This is a genomic window from Cellulomonas sp. KRMCY2 (assembly GCF_000526515.1).
Classification (GTDB): Bacteria; Actinomycetota; Actinomycetes; order Actinomycetales; family Cellulomonadaceae; genus Actinotalea.
This window is the reverse complement of the sequence record NZ_JAGF01000001.1, coordinates 507,450-524,945: the sequence shown is the minus strand read 5'-3', so window position 1 is coordinate 524,945 and position 17,496 is coordinate 507,450. Positions and strand designations below refer to the sequence as shown.

The 17,496-nt window shown below is 70.4% G+C and carries 18 protein-coding genes; 4 read left to right on the top strand and 14 right to left on the bottom strand.

From position 1 onward, the window contains the following. The first annotated feature begins 3 nt into the window (after positions 1-3). Together K415_RS0102585 and K415_RS0102580 are read left to right on the top strand one after the other, a co-directional pair. Positions 4-954 carry a carbohydrate ABC transporter permease gene (locus K415_RS0102585; protein WP_231494806.1) on the top strand — a complete coding sequence of 317 codons (951 nt, stop codon included), beginning with the start codon at positions 4-6 and terminating at the stop codon, positions 952-954. After that, positions 951-1,841: a carbohydrate ABC transporter permease gene (locus tag K415_RS0102580; protein ID WP_024285548.1), complete on the top strand. Its 891-nt coding sequence runs from the start codon at positions 951-953 to the stop codon at positions 1,839-1,841. Before K415_RS0102585 ends, K415_RS0102580 begins: the two co-directional genes overlap by 4 nt. Positions 1,842-1,893: 52 nt before the next feature. Here K415_RS0102580 and K415_RS0102575 read toward each other — a convergent pair whose 3' ends face one another. The 8 genes from K415_RS0102575 to arr all read right to left on the bottom strand — a co-directional run bounded on the left by K415_RS0102575 (position 1,894) and on the right by arr (position 10,326). Beyond that, positions 1,894-2,568, bottom strand: coding sequence for a response regulator (locus K415_RS0102575; protein ID WP_024285547.1), 675 nt, complete (start codon positions 2,566-2,568; stop codon positions 1,894-1,896). Continuing rightward, a complete protein-coding gene (locus K415_RS0102570; RefSeq protein WP_024285546.1) occupies positions 2,565-5,081 on the bottom strand; it encodes a sensor histidine kinase KdpD in 2,517 nt (838 codons plus the stop codon). Before K415_RS0102570 ends, K415_RS0102575 begins: the two co-directional genes overlap by 4 nt. 43 nt (positions 5,082-5,124) lie before the next feature. Beyond that, positions 5,125-5,700 (bottom strand): potassium-transporting ATPase subunit KdpC, encoded by a 576-nt coding sequence (kdpC, locus tag K415_RS0102565; RefSeq protein ID WP_024285545.1) that lies wholly within the window; start codon positions 5,698-5,700, stop codon positions 5,125-5,127. A gap of 30 nt (positions 5,701-5,730) precedes the next feature. Next, positions 5,731-7,821: a potassium-transporting ATPase subunit KdpB gene (kdpB, locus tag K415_RS0102560; RefSeq protein ID WP_024285544.1), complete on the bottom strand. Its 2,091-nt coding sequence runs from the start codon at positions 7,819-7,821 to the stop codon at positions 5,731-5,733. Beyond that, on the bottom strand, positions 7,818-9,482 hold the full coding sequence (kdpA, locus tag K415_RS0102555; protein ID WP_024285543.1) for a potassium-transporting ATPase subunit KdpA: 1,665 nt from the start codon (positions 9,480-9,482) through the stop codon (positions 7,818-7,820). Before kdpA ends, kdpB begins: the two co-directional genes overlap by 4 nt. Next, positions 9,482-9,571, bottom strand: coding sequence for a K(+)-transporting ATPase subunit F (gene kdpF / locus K415_RS23775; protein WP_034660984.1), 90 nt, complete (start codon positions 9,569-9,571; stop codon positions 9,482-9,484). Before kdpF ends, kdpA begins: the two co-directional genes overlap by 1 nt. After that, positions 9,568-9,702, bottom strand: a complete 135-nt coding sequence (locus tag K415_RS24865) for a hypothetical protein (protein ID WP_255347115.1) — start codon at positions 9,700-9,702, stop codon at positions 9,568-9,570. Before K415_RS24865 ends, kdpF begins: the two co-directional genes overlap by 4 nt. Positions 9,703-9,897: 195 nt before the next feature. After that, positions 9,898-10,326 (bottom strand): NAD(+)--rifampin ADP-ribosyltransferase, encoded by a 429-nt coding sequence (gene arr / locus K415_RS0102540; RefSeq protein ID WP_024285542.1) that lies wholly within the window; start codon positions 10,324-10,326, stop codon positions 9,898-9,900. A gap of 172 nt (positions 10,327-10,498) precedes the next feature. On the opposite strand from arr, the gene amrB reads away from it, so the two are divergent. Beyond that, positions 10,499-11,326 carry an AmmeMemoRadiSam system protein B gene (amrB, locus tag K415_RS0102535; protein WP_024285541.1) on the top strand — a complete coding sequence of 276 codons (828 nt, stop codon included), beginning with the start codon at positions 10,499-10,501 and terminating at the stop codon, positions 11,324-11,326. 5 nt (positions 11,327-11,331) lie between these two features. Beyond that, positions 11,332-12,465: an AmmeMemoRadiSam system radical SAM enzyme gene (amrS, locus tag K415_RS0102530; RefSeq protein WP_024285540.1), complete on the top strand. Its 1,134-nt coding sequence runs from the start codon at positions 11,332-11,334 to the stop codon at positions 12,463-12,465. 33 nt (positions 12,466-12,498) lie between these two features. Here amrS and K415_RS0102525 read toward each other — a convergent pair whose 3' ends face one another. From K415_RS0102525 to K415_RS0102500, 6 genes are read right to left on the bottom strand one after another with little or no spacing between them, the layout of a single operon-like run. Then, positions 12,499-13,506, bottom strand: coding sequence for an ABC transporter substrate-binding protein (locus K415_RS0102525; protein WP_197024640.1), 1,008 nt, complete (start codon positions 13,504-13,506; stop codon positions 12,499-12,501). Further along, on the bottom strand, positions 13,500-14,207 hold the full coding sequence (locus K415_RS0102520) for an ABC transporter ATP-binding protein (protein ID WP_024285538.1): 708 nt from the start codon (positions 14,205-14,207) through the stop codon (positions 13,500-13,502). Before K415_RS0102520 ends, K415_RS0102525 begins: the two co-directional genes overlap by 7 nt. Further along, positions 14,191-14,949: an ABC transporter permease gene (locus K415_RS0102515; protein WP_024285537.1), complete on the bottom strand. Its 759-nt coding sequence runs from the start codon at positions 14,947-14,949 to the stop codon at positions 14,191-14,193. The genes K415_RS0102520 and K415_RS0102515 overlap by 17 nt, the downstream gene beginning before the upstream one ends. Further along, entirely contained in the window at positions 14,946-16,142 is a 1,197-nt protein-coding gene (gene hydF / locus K415_RS0102510) for a [FeFe] hydrogenase H-cluster maturation GTPase HydF (RefSeq protein WP_024285536.1), read from the bottom strand. Before hydF ends, K415_RS0102515 begins: the two co-directional genes overlap by 4 nt. Continuing rightward, a complete protein-coding gene (gene hydE, locus K415_RS0102505; protein WP_024285535.1) occupies positions 16,139-17,245 on the bottom strand; it encodes a [FeFe] hydrogenase H-cluster radical SAM maturase HydE in 1,107 nt (368 codons plus the stop codon). The genes hydF and hydE overlap by 4 nt, the downstream gene beginning before the upstream one ends. Then, positions 17,223-17,489: a TM1266 family iron-only hydrogenase system putative regulator gene (locus tag K415_RS0102500; protein WP_197024638.1), complete on the bottom strand. Its 267-nt coding sequence runs from the start codon at positions 17,487-17,489 to the stop codon at positions 17,223-17,225. Before K415_RS0102500 ends, hydE begins: the two co-directional genes overlap by 23 nt. Between the last annotated feature and the right edge of the window lie 7 nt (positions 17,490-17,496).

The window sequence follows — 17,496 nt, the reverse complement described above, 5'->3', positions numbered from 1 at the left end:
ACAGTGACCACTCGGACCCAACCACGGCGGGCGGCGACCCATCCCGCCCGAGCCGCGCGACGGCCACGTCCGGGCGGAACCAGCATCCGGCGCAGAGGCACGCACCCCTCGCGATTCCTCATCCCCGCCTTCGTCGTGCTCGGGCTCTTCTTCTTCCTCCCGACGATCTACAACTTCCTGTATGCGCTGACCGACTGGTCGGCGTTCAAGAGCTCGATCGCCTTCGTCGGGCTGCAGAACTTCCAGGACCTGCTGCAGAGCGGGACGCTCTTGACGTCGCTGCGCGTCACGGTGATCTACGCGGTGCTCGTGGCGATCTTCCAGAACCTCTTCGGGCTTGCGCTGGCGCTCCTCCTCGAGCGCGACACCAAGGTCAACCGGTTCGCGAGGGTGATGTTCTTCATCCCCGTGATCATGTCGGCGCTGGCCGTTGGCTACGTCTTCCAGGCCATCCTCAAGCCCGAAGGCGCTCTGAACGAGGTCCTCGCCACGGTGCTCGGTCGCGAGGTGGCGATCCCGTGGCTGGGCAGCACCACCTGGACCCTCGTCGTCGTAGCCCTGGTCCACGCGTGGAAGTGGATGGGTCTGTCCATGCTCATCTACCTGGCTGGGCTCAAGACCATCAGCGAGGACGTCCTGGAGGCGGCCCGGCTCGATGGGGCCTCCGCATGGACCACATTCCGGCACATCCGCTTCCCCCTCCTGGCCCCCGCGGTCACGTTCAACGTCGCGACCGCCCTGCTGGGGTCGATGAACGGCTTCGACGTCGTCCAGGCCACGACCGGCGGCGGCCCCGCTCGCACGACCGAGCTGCTCAACATCTTCATCTTCCGGACCTTCGGTCAGGGCCTCTTCGCCCAGGCCACGACCATGAGCTTGGTCCTGTTCATGGTGGTCATGCTCCTGGCCTTCCCGGTGATCCGGGTGCTGCGCAAGAGAGAGGAAGTCCTGTGACCGCCACCTCGACCGGTGGGTTCCTGCCGACACCCGCCCTGCGCCGGCGGAAGGGGGCCGTCGATCGGCACGGTCGATGGAGTCGGCTCCAGCCGGTCGTCGCGGTCCTGGCCGTCATCGGGCTGATCGGTCTGCCCTTGTGGATCGTGGTCATGACGGCAGGGAAGAGTCAGGGCGAAGCGCTGAACCCCGACCTGAGCCTGCCGTCCACGTGGCAGTACGCCCAGAACTTCAGCGAGGTCTGGCAGCAGGGTCGGGTCCCCGGGGCCCTCCTGGGGAGCCTGCTCATCATGGTGCCCGCCGTCCTCGGCGTCCTGACGCTCGGCTCCCTGGCGTCGTGGATCCTGGCGCGCAGGTCCAGCCGCGGGTTCGCAGTGCTCTACGCCCTGGCGATCAGCGGGATCGTGCTGCCGCCTGCGGTCGTCACGATCGTGCTCCTGCTCCGCCAGCTCGGTCTGGCAGGAACTGCGGTAGGCATGATCGGGGTGTACATGGGCATGTACATGTCGACAGTGATCTTCTTCGTGACCGGGTTCATCCGAACCATCCCCGTGGAGCTCGAAGAAGCTGCCCGCGTCGACGGCGCCGGCCCGATGCGGGTCTTCCGCACGGTGATCCTTCCGCTCCTGGCACCTGTCCTCGCCACCGCGACGATCTTGATCTGTCTGTACGTCTGGAACGACGTCTTCTATGCCTTCTTCGTGGTGGGCGGGCGACTCGACACCCTCCCGCTCAACCTCTTCCAGGTGGCCAGCGCGGGCCTCTACCTGGACAACTGGCACCTGATCTTCGCCTACGTCACGCTCATGAGCCTTCCACTGCTCCTCGTCTTCGTCGTGGCTCAACGCAAGATCATTTCCGGGATCACCTCGGGCGCGGTGAAGTAGCCCGCCGGGGTGATCGTCTCGGCCGACGGTCGGGGCGCCGGCTGAGTCCTCGTCACGGCTCCAGGCGGTACCCGACGCCGGGCTCGGTCAGCAGGTGCCGTGGGTGGGTGGGGTCGGGTTCGAGCTTGCGCCGGAGCTGGGCCAGGTACACCCGCAGGTAGTGGGTCTCGCGGTCGAGGTTCGGCCCGCGGAGCTCGGCGAGCAGCTCGCGTCGGCCGACCACCTTGCCGACGTTGCGAGCCAGCATCTCGAGCATGTGCCACTCGGTCGGAGTGAGGCGTACCTCCTGCCCGTCGCGCAGCACGCGGCGGTGGGCGATGTCGACGGTGAAGCTGGCGGTCTCGACGACGGGTGGCGCGTCGTCGGGGGAGCGTCGTCGGGCGGCCGCCCGCAGTCGGGCAAGGAGCTCGTCCATGGCGAAGGGCTTAGTGACGTAGTCGTCGGCCCCGGCGTCGAGTGCGTTGACCTTGTCAGTGCTGGTCTGGCGTGCCGAGAGGACGACGACGGGGACCTGGGACCACCCGCGCAGGGCGCGCAAGACGTCCATGCCGTCGAGATCGGGGAGCCCGAGGTCCAGCACGACGAGGTCGGGGTGCCAGTTGGCCATGCCGTCCAGGCCGCTCGCGCCGGTGTGCGCGACGGCGACGTCGTACCGGTTGGCGCGCAGCGTGATCGCCAGGGCGCGCGCGAGGGTCGGCTCGTCCTCGACGACCAGGACCCGGGTCATGGCGTCCCTCCTGCCGCAGGCAGCGTGATGACCATCGTCAGGCCACCGCCCGGCGTGTCCTCGGCCTCGATCGTGCCACCGTTCGCCTCGACGAAGCCGCGTGCGACCGCAAGCCCCAGTCCGACACCGTGCCCGCTCGGGACGTCTCCGAGGCGCTGGAACGCGGTGAAGATGTCGTTCTTGCGGTTGTCGGGGACGCCGGGGCCGCGGTCGATGATCCGCAGGACGACGGTGTCGCGCAGCTGCTCGCCGACGATGTGCACCTTCTCCGCGGCGGGGGTGTAGCGGAGCGCGTTCTCCACGACGTTGGCGATCGCGCGTTCCAGGAGACCGGCATCGGCCATGACCTGCGGGAGGGTCTCGGGGACGTCGACGACGACCGTCGAGGTGGGCAGCCCGTCCACCGCCCGGGGGACGATCTCGTCGAGGGTGACGGGTTGACGTACGAGCGAGATCGCGCCGGCGTCAAGGCGGCTCATGTCGAGCAGGTTGTCGATGAGGGCCTGGAGGCGGTCGGTGCACTGGGCGACGTCGGAGAGCAGTGCCCGCTCGTCGTCTGCCGCGATCTCCGGTCCGCTGCTGGTCAGCGCGGTGACGCCGGCCTTGATCCCGGCGAGCGGGGTGCGCAGGTCGTGGGAGACGGCCGCGAGCAGTGCCGTGCGGGTGGCCGTGCGTTCGCGTTCGGCGCGTGCGGAGCGTGCCTCGGCGCGCAGCCGGTCGCGCTCGAGCAGGGCTTCCGCCTGCAGGCCGACGGCGCTGACCACGCGCAGGTCCTCGGCGGACAGGGTGCGACCCTGCAGTGCCAGGACCAGGTCGTCCTGGACGGGCACCGCGGTGCTTGCGTGCTCGGGGTCGGTCGGGACGTCGGTCCCGGCGCGGCCGACGGCGACCCACGCGCGAGCGGTCTCGTCACGGCGCAGGAGGGCGACCCCGGCGAGGCTGAATGCCTCGCGGAGCTGGTCGAGCATGGCCGGCACCGCGTCGCCGCCCCGGAGCACGGACCCGGCGAGCGTCGTGAGGATGTCCGCTTCGGCGCGGGCGCGGGTCGCCTGCACCGCGCGCCTGGCGGACAGGTCGACGACGGCGGAGACCGCGACGGCCACCGCGACGAGGATCGCGATCGCGAGGGCGTTCTGCGGTTCGGTGACGGTCCAGGTACGGATCGGCGGGGTGAACCAGAAGTTGCTGAGGAGGCCGCCGGCGACGGCCGCGACCAGCGCGGGGAGCAGGCCTCCGATCAGGGCCACCCCGATGGTGAGGGTCAGGAAGAGCATGAGCACCGTCGGCAGGGCGTCCAGGTCCGCCGCCTGCCTCAGGACGAGGGTGAGCAGCGGTGGCCCGGCGACGGCGAGGACCCACGCTGCGGTGACCCGCCGGGCGTCGAGCGAGCCGCGGCGCTGAAAGCTGCGGCGGCCGCGACCGGCGCGCTCGTGCGTGACGATCAGGACGTCCATGTCGCCCGATCCGCGGACGACGTCCGGCGCGATCCCGGGGGACACGATGGCGGCCAGGCGCGTGCGACGGGTCGCGCCGAGCACGACCTGGTTGGCGTTCACGCCGCGGGCGAAGTCCAGGATCGCCGTGGCGATGTCGTCGCCGACGACGACGTGCCAGCTCCCGCCGAGGGACTCGGTGAAGGCCCGGTGCCGGGCCAGGGCGTCCGGGGCCGCGCCGGCGAGCCCGTCGCCGCGGGCGACGTGCAGCACCAGGAGCTCCCCGCCCTTGGGTCGCTTGGCGATCCTCGCTCCGCGCCGGATCAGCGTCTCGGCCTCGGCTCCCCCGGTCACTGCCACCACGACCCGTTCCCGGGCGGGCCACAGCTCGGCGATGTCGTGCTCGTGCCGGTACTTCTCGAGCGCGTCGTCGACCCGGTCGGCCGTCCACAGCAGAGCGAGCTCGCGCAGCGCAGTGAGGTTGCCGGCCCGGAAGTAGTTGTTGAGGGCCGCGTCGATCTTCTCCGGGGCGTACACGTTCCCGTGCGCGAGGCGTCGGCGGAGCGCTTCAGGGCTCATGTCGACGAGCTCGATCTGGTCCGCCCGGCGCACCACCTCGTCGGGGAGCGTCTCCTGCTGGCGGATGCCGGTGATGGACTCGACGACGTCGTTCAGGCTCTCCAGGTGCTGGATGTTGACGGTCGTGACCACGTCGATCCCGGCGGCGAGGATCTCCTCGACGTCCTGCCACCGTTTGGCGTTCCGCACGCCGGGCACGTTGGTGTGGGCCAGCTCGTCGATCACCGCGACGGCCGGACGCCGGACGACCACGGCGTCGACGTCCAGCTCGGTGAAGGTCCCGTCCCGGTAGTGCACCTCTCGACGCGGCACGACCTCGAGCCCGGCGAGCATCTGTGCCGTCGCCGCGCGGCCGTGGGTCTCGACCAGGCCGACCACGACGTCGACACCGCGTTCACGCCGCCGGTGCGCCTCGTCGAGCATCGCGAACGTCTTGCCCACGCCCGGGGCCGCGCCGAGGAACACGCGCAGCGTCCCGCGCCTGTGCCCGTCTGGATCCACGTGTCCCACCCGCTCGCCCGTCCGCCCGTCTGCCCCTGCGCCCTCAGTCAAGCACCGTGAGCGCGGTGTTGAGCTCCAGGACGTTCACGTGCGGCGCTCCGAGAAACCCCAGGTCACGCCCGTGGAAGTGATCCTCCACGAGCTCCCGGACCACGGCGGCGTCGAGACCGCGCTCCCGGGCCACCCGGTCCGCCTGCAGACGCGCGTACTCCGGCGAGATGTCCGGGTCCAGACCGGAGGCCGAGGCCGTCACGGCGTCCGCGGGAACGTCGGACGCCTCGACGTCCTCGCGCTCGGCGACCTCCGCGATGCGCTGCTCGATCGTGGCCAGGAGGTCGGGGTTCTCCGGGCCGAGGTTGGACGCACCGGACGCCAGCGGGTCGTAGCCGTCGCCGGCGGCCGATGGCCGGGGCAGGAACCACTCGTCACCGTCGAAGGACTGGCCGAGCAGCCGTGAGCCGACAACCTCGCCGTCGACGGTGAGCATCGACCCGTCGGCACGGTCGGGCACCAGGCGCCCGACGCCGTAGATCACCAACGGGTAGGCGAGGCCGAGGGCGACGGTGAGGATCAGCAGGAGGCGGAGCCCGGCGAGGGACTGGCGCAGGAGTGCGGTCATGTCAGGTGGCTCCTAGGAGGTCCGCGGCCGTCACAGGCCGGGGAGCAGGGAGACGAACAGGTCGATGAGCTTGATGCCGACGAACGGGGCGACGATGCCGCCGAGCCCGTAGACGAGGAGGTTGCGTCGCAGCATCGCTGCCGCGCCGGCCGGGGTGTACCGCACGCCGCGCAGCGCCACCGGGACGAGCGCGACGATGACGAGGGCGTTGAAGATGACTGCCGAGAGCACGGCCGACTCCGGTGAGTGCAACCCCATGACGTTGAGCCGGTCGAGCTGCGGGTACAGCCCCACGAACATGGCCGGGATGATCGCGAAGTACTTGGCGACGTCGTTCGCGATCGAGAACGTCGTCAGCGCCCCGCGGGTGATGAGCAGCTGTTTGCCGATCGCCACGATCTCGATGAGCTTGGTCGGGTTGGAGTCGAGGTCGACCATGTTGCCGGCCTCCTTGGCGGCGGACGTCCCGGAGTTCATCGCCACCCCGACGTCGGCCTGGGCGAGGGCCGGCGCGTCGTTGGTCCCGTCACCGGTCATCGCGACCAGGCGGCCGCCCTCCTGCTCGCGACGGATCAGGGCCATCTTGTCCTCCGGGGTGGCCTCCGCCAGGAAGTCGTCGACCCCTGCCTCCTCCGCGATGGCCTTGGCGGTGAGGGGGTTGTCGCCGGTGATCATCACCGTGCGGATCCCCATCCGGCGCAGCTCGGCGAACCGCTCCTGCATGCCCTCCTTGACGACGTCCTTGAGGTGCACGACGCCGAGGGCGCGGGCGGGGCGGGAACCGGTGCGCTCGGCGACGACCAGGGGAGTGCCGCCCGAGGCGCTGATCGCGTCGACCATCTGGCCGACGTCCTCGGTGGGGTGGCCGCCGTTGTCCCGCACCCACTTCATCACTGCGCTCGCGGCGCCTTTGCGGATCTCCCGGCGTCCGGTGTCCTCCGCCAGGTCGACGCCGCTCATCCTGGTCTGCGCGGTGAAGGGTACGAACGTCGCGTGCGGGAGCAGGCCGGGGGTGCTGTCCCGCAGGCCGTACCGGTCCTTGGCCAGGACGACGATCGAGCGACCTTCCGGGGTCTCGTCGGCCAGGCTGGACAGCTGGGCCGCATCGGCGAGGAAGGCCTCGTCGACGCCGGACACCGGGACCAGCTCGACCGCCTGACGGTTGCCGAGCGTGATCGTGCCGGTCTTGTCCAGGAGCAGCACGTCGACGTCGCCGGCGGCCTCGACCGCGCGGCCGGACAGTGCCATGACGTTGCGCTGGATCAACCGGTCCATCCCCGCGATGCCGATGGCGGAGAGCAGGGCGCCGATGGTCGTCGGGATCAGGCACACCAGCAGTGCCACCAGGACGACGATCGACTGCGGCTGGCCGGAGTACACCGCGAACGGCTGCAGGGTGACCACGGCGAGCAGGAAGATCAGGGTCAGTGCGGCCAGGAGCAGGTTCAGGGCGATCTCGTTCGGCGTCTTCTGCCGCGCCGACCCCTCCACCAGGGCGATCATCCGGTCGAGGAACGTCTCACCTGCCTTCGCCGTGATGCGCACGACGATCCGGTCCGACAACACCTTCGTCCCGCCGGTGACCGCGCTGCGGTCCCCGCCGGACTCCCGGATCACCGGCGCCGACTCCCCGGTCACGGCCGACTCGTCGACGCTCGCCACGCCCTCCACGACGTCCCCGTCGCTAGGGATCACCTCGCCGGCCTCCACCACGACGAGATCCCCCACCCGCAGCGCGGGCCCAGGGACCGGTTCCTCGGTGCCGTCGGGCCGCAGTCGGCGGGCGAGGGTGTCGGTGCGGGCGCGGCGCAGCGACGCGGCCTGGGCACGGCCACGTCCCTCGGCGACCGACTCCGCCAGGTTCGCGAAGACCACAGTCGCCCAGAGCCACGCGGTGATCGCCCAGGCGAACACGCTGGGATCGATGACGGCAAGGACCGTGGTCACGACCGATCCGACCCAGACGACGAACATCACCGGGTAGCGGACCACGTGCCTCGGGTCGAGCTTGCGCACGGCGTCGGGCAGCGAGCGCACCAGCTGCCGGGGTTCGAAGGCGCCGGCTCGCGCTCGGGTCGTGACCTCGTCCGGTCGCGGACGGGAGGACAGGGTCGTGGTCACAGCAGGGCCTCCGCGATGGGTGCGAGAGCGAGAGCGGGGAAGAAGGTCAGGCCGGCGACGATGACGACGACGACGCCGAGGAGCACGACGAAGATCGGCGTGTGTGTCGGCAGCGTTCCGGCGCTCGCCGGCACGGGGTGCTGGCGAGCCAGGCTCCCTGCGAGGGCGAGGGCGAGCACGATCGGGACGAAGCGGCCGAACATCATCGCCAGACCGAGCGCCGTGTTCTGGTACGGCGTCCCCGCCGCGAAACCGCCGAAGGCCGACCCGTTGTTGTTGGCTGCCGAGGCGTACGCGTAGAGCGTCTCGGAGAGCCCGTGCGCGCCTGCCTCCTGGATCGAAGCCTCGGCCAGGCTCGGCACGGCTGCGGTGATCGCGGCGCCGATGAGGACCAGGGCCGGCATCGTCAGGATCGACAGGGACACCAGGGTGACCTCGCGCCGGCCGATCTTCTTCCCCAGGTACTCCGGGGTGCGCCCGACCATGAGGCCGGCGAGGAAGACGGTGAGCACCGCGACCACCAGGATGCCGTAGAGGCCCGTCCCGACGCCGCCGGGCGAGACCTCACCGAGCATCATGTTGAGCAGCGTGACGCCACCCCCGAGCCCGGTGAACGAGTCGTGGAAGCTGTTCACGGACCCGGTGGACGTGCTCGTGGTGGACGCCGCGAACAGGGCGGAGGCGGCCGGTCCGAACCGGACCTCCTTGCCTTCCATGGCGGCGCCGGCGAGCTGGGGCACCGAGCCGAGACCACGCATCTCCGCCCACGAGGCGACGGCGACCGCCGCACCCCACAGCGTGCCCATCACCCCGAGGATCGCCAGGCCCTGGCGCTTGTCGCCGACCAGGCGCCCGAACGTGCGCGGAAGGCTGAACGGGATCACGAGCAGCAGGAAGATCTCCAACAGGTTGGTCCAGGCCGTCGGACTCTCGAACGGGTGGGCGCTGTTGGCGTTGAAGAACCCACCGCCGTTCGTCCCGAGGTCCTTGATGGCCTCCTGCGAGGCGATGGGCCCGCCCACGATGGTCTGGGTGCCCCCGGACAGCGTCGTGACGTCGTGTGCGCCGGCGAAGCTCTGCACGACTCCGCCGAGCAGGAGAACGACGGCCGCGACGAAGGCCAGGGGTAGCAGGATCCGGAACGTCGCCCGGATCATGTCGACCCAGAAGTTGCCGAGACGGTCCGTGTTCGCCCGGGTGAAGCCGCGGATCAGCGCGATCGCCACCGCCAGGCCCACCGCGGCGGACGTGAAGTTCTGCACCGTCAGGCCGGCCATCTGCACGAGGTGGCCCATGGCGGACTCACCCGAGTACCACTGCCAGTTCGTGTTCGTGACGAAGGAGACCGCCGTGTTCCATGCGCCGTCGGGGTCGACGCGCGAGAAGCCGAGGGAGAGGGGGAGGTGGTCCTGCAGCCGCAGGAACGCGTACAGCAGCAGGACGCTCGCCAGGGAGAACCCGAGCACCGACCGCGCGTACACCGGCCAGCGCTGGTCGGAGTCGGCGTCGATCCGTCCGACGGCGTACACGGCACGCTCGGCGCGGGTGTGGCGGGTGCTGGTGAAGACGCGGGCCATGTAGTCGCCCAGCGGCACGTGAACGACGGCCAGCGTAGCGACGAGCAAGGCCACCTGGAGGAGGGCGGCAGCGGTGGCCGACATCAGAAGCGCTCCGGCTTGAGGAGCGCCCACAGCAGGTAGCCGGCCAGCGCGACGGCGATCGCGAGGGTGACGATCGACTCGACGCTCACAGCTTCTCCGCCCCCCGGACGAGGGCACTGAGCAGCGCGAAGCAGACGACGGTCAGAGCCAGGAATGCGAGGTCGGCCACGGGGAACTCCCCTGGGTCACCGGCCCCCGCGTAGGGGAGCCGGACGGCCACCCTGGCCGCCGTCTGCAATCAAGCACCCACGGCGGTCCGGTTGGCGCGCGCCCTGACGCACCCCTGACGGGTACGGGACGCATCCTGACGACACCCGGACGGGGCGGTGCCGGGTGTCCGTCCGTCGCTACGGGCGCGGAACCGCGCCGATGCCAGATCGAACCTGACCATCCGCAGGCGCCGCTGCGTGGTCGGTCAGTCGTTGATCGCCTCGATGCCGAGCTGCTTGAGCTTCTCGAGGTGATCCCGCATGCCCTGGAGCACCTCAGGGGAGTGTCCTGCCCAGTCCACGACCTCGCCGACGACGCGCAGTGGCTGCTGGGTGCGGTAGGACCTCGTCGGGTTGCCTGGGAACCTCGTGTCCGTCAGGTTCGGGTCGTTCTCGAGGGGGCCCGTGGGCTCCACGCGGTAGATCCTGCCGGGTCCCTCGCCTACCGCCAGCTCCGCTCCCCAGGTCGCCGCATCCAGGGTCGCGGTCAGGTAGACGTAGCTCGCTGTCGGTCGCTCGCCGAAGTTGGAGGTGCGGCCGGGTTCCAGCAGGTCGCCCGGCGTCAGGTCAGCCCTCGTGCCATGGAAGAAGGGCCCGGGGTCCTGGACCTCGGACGGCATCGGTTCGGTCGTCATGCACACCCCATCGACCTCGGGCTCGGTTCTCTGGCTCGCCCACCTTTCTAGTCACACCCTTGGCCACGCGTCGACCGGCCGGCGCGCCGACGACCCCCCCGTCGCGGGGGACGTCAGGTCAGGTCGTCCGTCCAGGATGACTCGTCTAGCCTGGATGACGGGGTGATGCTCCGTGTGCTCGTCCCGCGTTCGCGAAGCCGCCGTTGACGGTTCGTTCTACCCAGGCGAACCTGAGCTGCTGCGCGTCACCGTCGACCGGCTTCTCGCCGGCGCACCGTCGCCACCCAAGGACGCGTCGGTGCCGCGGGCCGTGATCGTCCCGCACGCCGGCTACGTCTACTCCGGCTCCACCGCGGCCATGGCCTATGCGCGTGTGGCCCGGGGAAGGGACTCGATCCGGCGGGTCGTGGTGATCGGCCCGACGCACCGCGTGCCGGTCCGCGGCGTGGCACTGTCCGGGGTCGACGGGTTCCGCACACCGCTGGGCGTGCTGCCCGTCGCGGAGGCGTGGGCGCAGGAGCGCCTGGCCGGCGTCTCGGCAGTGTGCGTCTTCGCCGAGACCCACCGGTGGGAGCACTCCGTCGAGGTCCAGCTGCCGTTCCTGCAGCGCGCGCTCGGCGACGTCGAGATCGTCCCGCTGCTCGCCGGGGACGCGACAGGCGACGAGGTTGCCGACGTGCTCGACGAGCTGTGGGGCGGGCCGGAGACGCTCGTCGTGATCAGCTCGGACCTGTCGCACTACCTGCCCTACGAGGAGGCGCGCCGGGTCGACGCGGGCACGATCGCGCAGATCAGCGCGCTCGACGGGCCGCTGGACCACACGCAGGCGTGCGGCGCCACTCCGGTCAACGGCTTGCTCGTCGCAGCGCGGCGGCACGGCCTGCGCCCCGCGCTGCTGGGCGCGTGCAGCTCCGGGGACACCGCCGGGGACCGGTCGCGCGTCGTCGGGTACGCCGCCTTCGCATTCGACGAGGTGCCCGACGCGCGCAGGGAGGGGTGAGAGGCATGCGGGATGACAAGCCGGCGACGTCCCCGGGCAGCGATGCGACGTTCCCGGGCGTGGCGACCTGGCCCGACGCCCCGACCGCCCGGTGGTGGTCCGCGCTGGACGACGGACGGCTGCAGTGCGACCTGTGCCCACGGCGCTGCCGGCTGCACCCGGGACAGCGTGGGTTCTGCTTCGTCCGTGCTCGTGACGGTGACCGGATGGTGCTGACCACGTACGGCCGGAGCTCCGGCTTCGCCATCGACCCGGTGGAGAAGAAGCCCCTCTCGCACTTCCACCCCGGTACCGCGGTGCTGTCTTTCGGCACCGCCGGCTGCAACCTGAACTGCCGGTTCTGCCAGAACTGGGACATCTCCAAGTCCCGCGAGTGGGACCGGCTGGCCGCCGTCGCCACACCCGACGACATCGCTCGGACCGCCGAGTCCACGGGCTGCGACTCGGTGGCGTTCACCTACAACGACCCGGTGATCTTCGCCGAGTACGCGATCGACACTGCCGTGGCGTGCCACGAACGCGGCCTGCACGCCCTCGCCGTCACGGCGGGGTACATCACCGCGCAGGCGCGCGTCGAGCTCTTCGGGCCGATGGACGCCGCGAACATCGACCTCAAGGGGTTCACCGAGGACTTCTACTGGAAGGTGACCGGCTCGCACCTGCGCGACGTGCTCGACACGATCGTGTGGGTGCACGAGCACACCGACACCTGGCTCGAGCTCACCACCTTGCTCATCCCCGGCTACAACGACGCGCGTGACGAGGTGGAGCGCATGTGCCGGTGGATCCTCGCCGAGCTCGGCCCGGACGTTCCGCTGCACCTCTCGGCCTTCCACCCCGACTTCAAGATGCTCGACGTGCCGTCGACCTCGCCCGCCGCGCTGCGCGCCGCGCGGGCCACCGCGCTCGACGTCGGCCTGCACTTCGTCTACACGGGAAACGTGCACGACCCGGCAGGGGAGACGACGTCGTGCCCGAGGTGCGGGCATGTGCTCGTCGAGCGCGACTGGTACGCGGTCCTGGCGTACTCGGTGACTGCCGACGGACGGTGCCCGGAGTGCGGGACGGTGGTGCCCGGCCGTTTCGGCACCGCCGTCGGCCACTGGGGCCGTCGCTCCCTCCCGGTGCGGATCGCCTGACCGTCGCTCGACCGTGATCCAGGTCGGGTCAGATCACTCGGCGCCCAGGATCAGGCTCTCCACGTCGACGGCCTCCTCGATCATGCCGTTCGCCACCATGAAGTCGACGGTGGCAGACATCGCCGCGATGTCGGCGTCCGTGACCTCGGTGCTGAAGTCGTACATGCCGACCATGTCGCGGACCGCGGCCTCCGGGAGCCCGGTCTCGGCCGCGGCCATGCCGACGACCTCGTCGGGGTGGGCGTCCATGTAGTCCAGGACCGACTGGTGAGCCTCGCGGAAGGTGCGGACGATCGCCGGGTTCGCGTCGGCGAACTCCCGGGTGGTGGCCACGACGATGGTTGCGCCGACCAGGCCGCTCCCGTCCGTGACCTTCTGGAACCCGTCGGAGAGCATCGTGGCGGCCGCCGGGCCGGCGAGGAGCGCGACGTCGAGGCTGCCGCCGGCCAGCGCGGCCTGAGCGTCCGGGATGGTCATGTCGACGAAGTCGATGTCGTCGGCGGTGTACCCGCCGGTGGCTAGGTACGCGAGCAGGAGCTCGTGCAGGATCGTGCCCTTCGGTCCGCCCACGGTCCGGCCGACGAGGTCGGCGGGGCTCGTCGGGCCGTCGGGCCCGCTGACCAGCATGAATGCCTCCGGCGACCGGCTGTACATGTCCACGATCGCGATGTCGGCGCCGTTGGCGGCCGACAAGATCACGGAGGTGGCGCCGACGGCGAACAGGAGCTGGATGTCCCCGGAGGCGAGGGCCGCGGTCTGCTCCGGGCCGGTGGTGAGCTCGGCGTAGGCGACGTCCACTCCTGCCTGCCCGAAGGCGTCGGCGAAGGTCCCGAGCTCGCGCTCGGTGATCGACGGGACGTTCAGGGGCGCGGTGACGTAGGTGATCGTCACCTCGTCGACCGTTGGCGCCTCGGGCGCGTCCGGCGCCTGCGACACGGTGGGGGTCGTCGGCGCCTCGGAGGCTGCCTCGGCGGTGCAGCCCGCCAGCGCTCCGAGGCTCACGGCCGCCGCGGCGGCGAACGCCAGTGTCTTCTTCAGCATGGTTCTTCCCCTTGGATCGTGGAGCGGATGAGTCGGGTGAGCTCGAGGTCGGGTGCCCGGCTGCGTTGACCGGGCACGTGGGCAAGGTCGTGGTCCGCGTCGATGCGGCCGTGGTGCAGGACGACGATCCGGTCGCCCAGGTACAGCGCCTCGTCGATGCTGTGGGTCACGAAGAGGACGTTCATGCCTTCGGCGCGCTGCAGCGCCAGCAGCTGGTCCTGCATCCGCTCGCGCGTGAGGTGGTCCAGGCCCGCGAACGGCTCGTCCATGAGCACCAGGGCCGAGTGGTTGGCCAGGGCCCGGGCCAGTGCGACGCGGTGCTGCATCCCGCCGGAGAGCTGGTGGGGCAGTGCCTTCTCGAAGCCCGTCAGACCGGCCAGCTCGACCAGCCGCTGCGTGTTGCACGCGCCACGGCCGAGCCCGAAGCGGATGTTCTGCACCGTCGTCAGCCAGGGCATGAGGCGGGGCTCCTGGAACACCATCCCGATGCTTCCCGTGCCTCTGATGCGGATGGTGCCGGCCTCCGGGGTGTCCATCCCAGCGATCAGCCGCAGCAGCGTGGTCTTGCCGCAGCCGCTCGCGCCGAGGACGACGGTGATCCCGTCGCGCTGGGCGAAGTCCAGGCCGTCAAGGACGCTGACCACCCGGTCGGCCACCGTGAAGCTCTTGCAGAGCCGGGTGATCTCAGCTCCAGCTGTCATCGATCCCCCAGCGCATGGTGCGACGGACGGCACCGGTGAACAGCCGGTCGCAGAGGATGCCGACGAGCCCGATCGTGACGATGCCGACGATCACCTTGTCGGACCTGGACATGCGCTGGGCGTCGAGGATGAGGTAGCCGAGCCCCGATGCCGCGGCGATCATCTCGGCGCCGACGAGCGCCCGCCAGGCGAACCCCAAGCTGATGCGCATCCCGACGAGGATGTCCGGGACGGCATGGGGGAGCCGGATCAGGAAGAACTGCTGGGCCGTGGAGAAGTGCAGTGACGTCCCGACCTCCAGCAGCTGCGGACTGCACGCCAGGAGGCCCTTCTTGATGCTCATGTACATCGGGAAGAAGGCCGTCAGCACGATCACGATGATCTTGGCCGTCTCGTCGATGCCGAACCACAGGATGAGCAGCGGGATCAGGGCGAGCGGCGGGACGTTCTTGAGGAACGACAGGACGGGTGCGAGAAAGCCGTCCAGACCTGGCAGGAGCAGGGCGACGACGCCCAGCGCGAACGCCAGCGCGAACGCGACCCCGAACCCCGTGAGGACTCTGCCGAAGCTGATGACGATGTGCTCCGGGAGCTCGCCGGACATCGTCATCGTCACGGTGCTCGTCCACACACGTCCCGGGGTCGGAAGGACGTAGGCGCTCCACAGGTGCAGCTCGGTGAGCACCCACCAGACCCCGACGATGACGACGGCGACGAGCGCGCCGCGCAGGGGCCGCCTCATCGCGGCCCGGGGAGGCTGATCTTGTCCAGGATCCCGGACAGGTAGGCGATCGTGATCCCGTAGTTGGTGATCGGGACGCCCAGGGTCTGCGCCTCGTCGATACGGGAGAGCACGTGGCGCCGGTTGAACATGCACCCACCGCAGTGGATGACGAGGTCGTAGGAGCCGAGGTCCGCGATCAGGCCGGGGCCGCTCAGCATGTCCACCTGGAGCGTGTCGCCGAACCGCTTCCGGAGCAGCGCAGGGATCTTGACCCGGCCGATGTCCTCCTCCAGCGGAGCATGCGTGCACGACTCGGCGATGAGCACCCGGGACTCGCTCGTCAGGCGACCGATGCCCTCAGCGCCCTCGACGAAGGCCTGGATGTCGCCCTTGTAGCTGGCGAAGAGGACGGAGAACGACGTGAGGAGGCTCTCCGGCGGCTTCATGGCGTACACGGCCGCGAACACCTGGGAGTCGGTGATGATGAGCTTCGGGGGGCGGACGAGGGCGGCGAGGGTCCGCCCGAGCTGGTCCGTCGTACAGCTCATGACGAGGCACTTCTTGTCCAGCAGGTCCCGCAGGGTCTGGACCTGCGGCAGGATCAGCCGGCCCTTCGGCGCCTGGATGTCCTGCGGCATGACGAGCAGGACGAGGTCGCCGGGCTCCGCCAGTGCGCCCGTGATGCTCGTCGGCTCGTCGTCCGGGAGCTCGGTGATGATCGCCTCACGGATGGCTGCGACGTTGGCCCCGGTCCGCGCGCTCACCACGAGCGGCTCGAGGCGCAGCCGGGCGCGGATCTCGGCCCGGAGCACCTCCAGGTCGCCGAGGGTGTCCGCCTTGTTGATCACGGCGATCACGGGAACGCCGCGGCGTGCGAGGTCGGCGACCCACTCGGCCTCGACGTCCGGCGCTGCGGTGAGCACGAGGAGCGCGACGTCGGTCTTCCGGCTGGCCTCGCGCGTCTTGCCCACGCGGAGCTCTCCGAGCGGGCCCGTGTCGTCGAGGCCGGCAGTGTCGATGAAGACGACAGGGCCGATGCCGTGCAGCTCCATCGCCTTGTACACCGGGTCCGTGGTCGTCCCCGGCACGTCGGACACCACCGCGATCGACTGGCCCGTGATGGCGTTGACGAGGGAGGACTTGCCGACGTTGCGCTTGCCGTAGATGCCGATGTGCAGCCGGTTCGCGCGTGGGGTGTCGTTGAGGCTCATCGGGCCGCCTCCGGGTGGTCGCCGCGGTCGACGACCATCTCGTAGCCGATCCGGCCGAGCGACCGGCGCACGGCCTCGGTCATCTCGACGACCTCGCCGCTGACGGGCTTGTTGTCGTACAGCAGGTACTTGGGCCGCTGCTCGGGGGGGCTGAGGTTCAGCATCACCACGTTCGCGCCCGCCTGGATCCCGGACTCCCGGGCCCCGGCCCGGGCGGTGCCCAGCGCGGTGGTGGACGGCAGCAGGACGGTCGGCAGCATGAGGCGCACCAGGCTCAGGATGAACAGGGTCAGGTCCACGGAGCCGGCCGGCTGATCAGCGAACGGTGTGCGGTGGTGTGGCAGGAAGGGGCCGATCCCGACCATGTGCGGCCGGAGCTCCGAGAGGAGCACCAGGTCCTTGGCCAGGTGGTTGACGGTCTGGAACGGCGACCCCACCATGAAGCCGGCACCGGTCTGGAAGCCGATCTCCTTGAGGTCGGACAAGCACGCCAGCCGCGACTCCAGGGTTCGCCCGGCGGGATGCAGCCGGTCGTAGTGCTCGCTGTCCGCCGTCTCGTGACGCAGGAGGAAGCGGTTCGCGCCGGCGTCGAAGAACTGCTGGTACGCCGCTCTGCTGCGTTCGCCGATCGACAGGGTGATCGCGCAGTCGGGGTAGGCCGCGCGGATCCGGCGCACGATGTCGGTGACGACCTCGGTCGTGTACCGCGCGTCCTCGCCGCTCTGCAGCACGAAGGTGCGGTAGCCGAGCCGGTAGCCCTCGGCGCAGCAGGCCAGGATCTCGTCGGGGCTGAGGCGGTAGCGCTCCGCGTCGCGGTTGCTCTTGCGGATGCCGCAGTACAGGCAGTCCTGGCGGCAGTGGCTCGAGAACTCGATGAGCCCACGGACGAAGACGCGGTTGCCGAACTGGGACCGAGCCACCTCCGCGGCCCTGTCCCGGGCGTACGCGCGGTCCTCCTGCGAGGGGGAGGAGAGCAGGGTCTCCCAGTCGCCGAGGGGCAGGCGGCCGTCCGCGGACAGCCGGTCGATCAGCTGCCTGCGTGCACCGGTGACGTCGGCGGGGGCGCCTGGGAGCGGACGTTCAGAGATCAGGGGGAGGGGCAAGGTCAGCTCCTGGCGCGGCGGTCCTGGACATGAGAGACCGCACCTGAACGCCTGGGAGCTTGCCCAGCTTGCCCGTGAGCGCGCTGACGCGCTCAACGGAGGTGTCGACGACGAGCGTGATGATGTTCACGCCTCGTTGTGCGTACGGGAGCCCGAACCGCCCGATGATCTCGTCGCCGAACTGCGACAGCAGCTCATTGACGCCATCGATCGGGGCACGTGGACGCTCCACGATGATCGACACCACACCG

Coding starts and splice junctions, on each gene's coding strand:
- K415_RS0102575 (WP_024285547.1), bottom strand. CDS start 2,568: ATGACCCGGGTCCTGGTCGTCGAGGACGAGCCGACCCTCGCGCGCGCC.
- kdpC (WP_024285545.1), bottom strand. CDS start 5,700: ATGACCGCACTCCTGCGCCAGTCCCTCGCCGGGCTCCGCCTCCTGCTG.
- kdpA (WP_024285543.1), bottom strand. CDS start 9,482: ATGTCGGCCACCGCTGCCGCCCTCCTCCAGGTGGCCTTGCTCGTCGCT.
- arr (WP_024285542.1), bottom strand. CDS start 10,326: ATGACGACCGAACCGATGCCGTCCGAGGTCCAGGACCCCGGGCCCTTC.
- amrS (WP_024285540.1), top strand. CDS start 11,332: ATGCGGGATGACAAGCCGGCGACGTCCCCGGGCAGCGATGCGACGTTC.
- K415_RS0102525 (WP_197024640.1), bottom strand. CDS start 13,506: ATGCTGAAGAAGACACTGGCGTTCGCCGCCGCGGCGGCCGTGAGCCTC.
- K415_RS0102520 (WP_024285538.1), bottom strand. CDS start 14,207: ATGACAGCTGGAGCTGAGATCACCCGGCTCTGCAAGAGCTTCACGGTG.
- K415_RS0102515 (WP_024285537.1), bottom strand. CDS start 14,949: ATGAGGCGGCCCCTGCGCGGCGCGCTCGTCGCCGTCGTCATCGTCGGG.
- hydF (WP_024285536.1), bottom strand. CDS start 16,142: ATGAGCCTCAACGACACCCCACGCGCGAACCGGCTGCACATCGGCATC.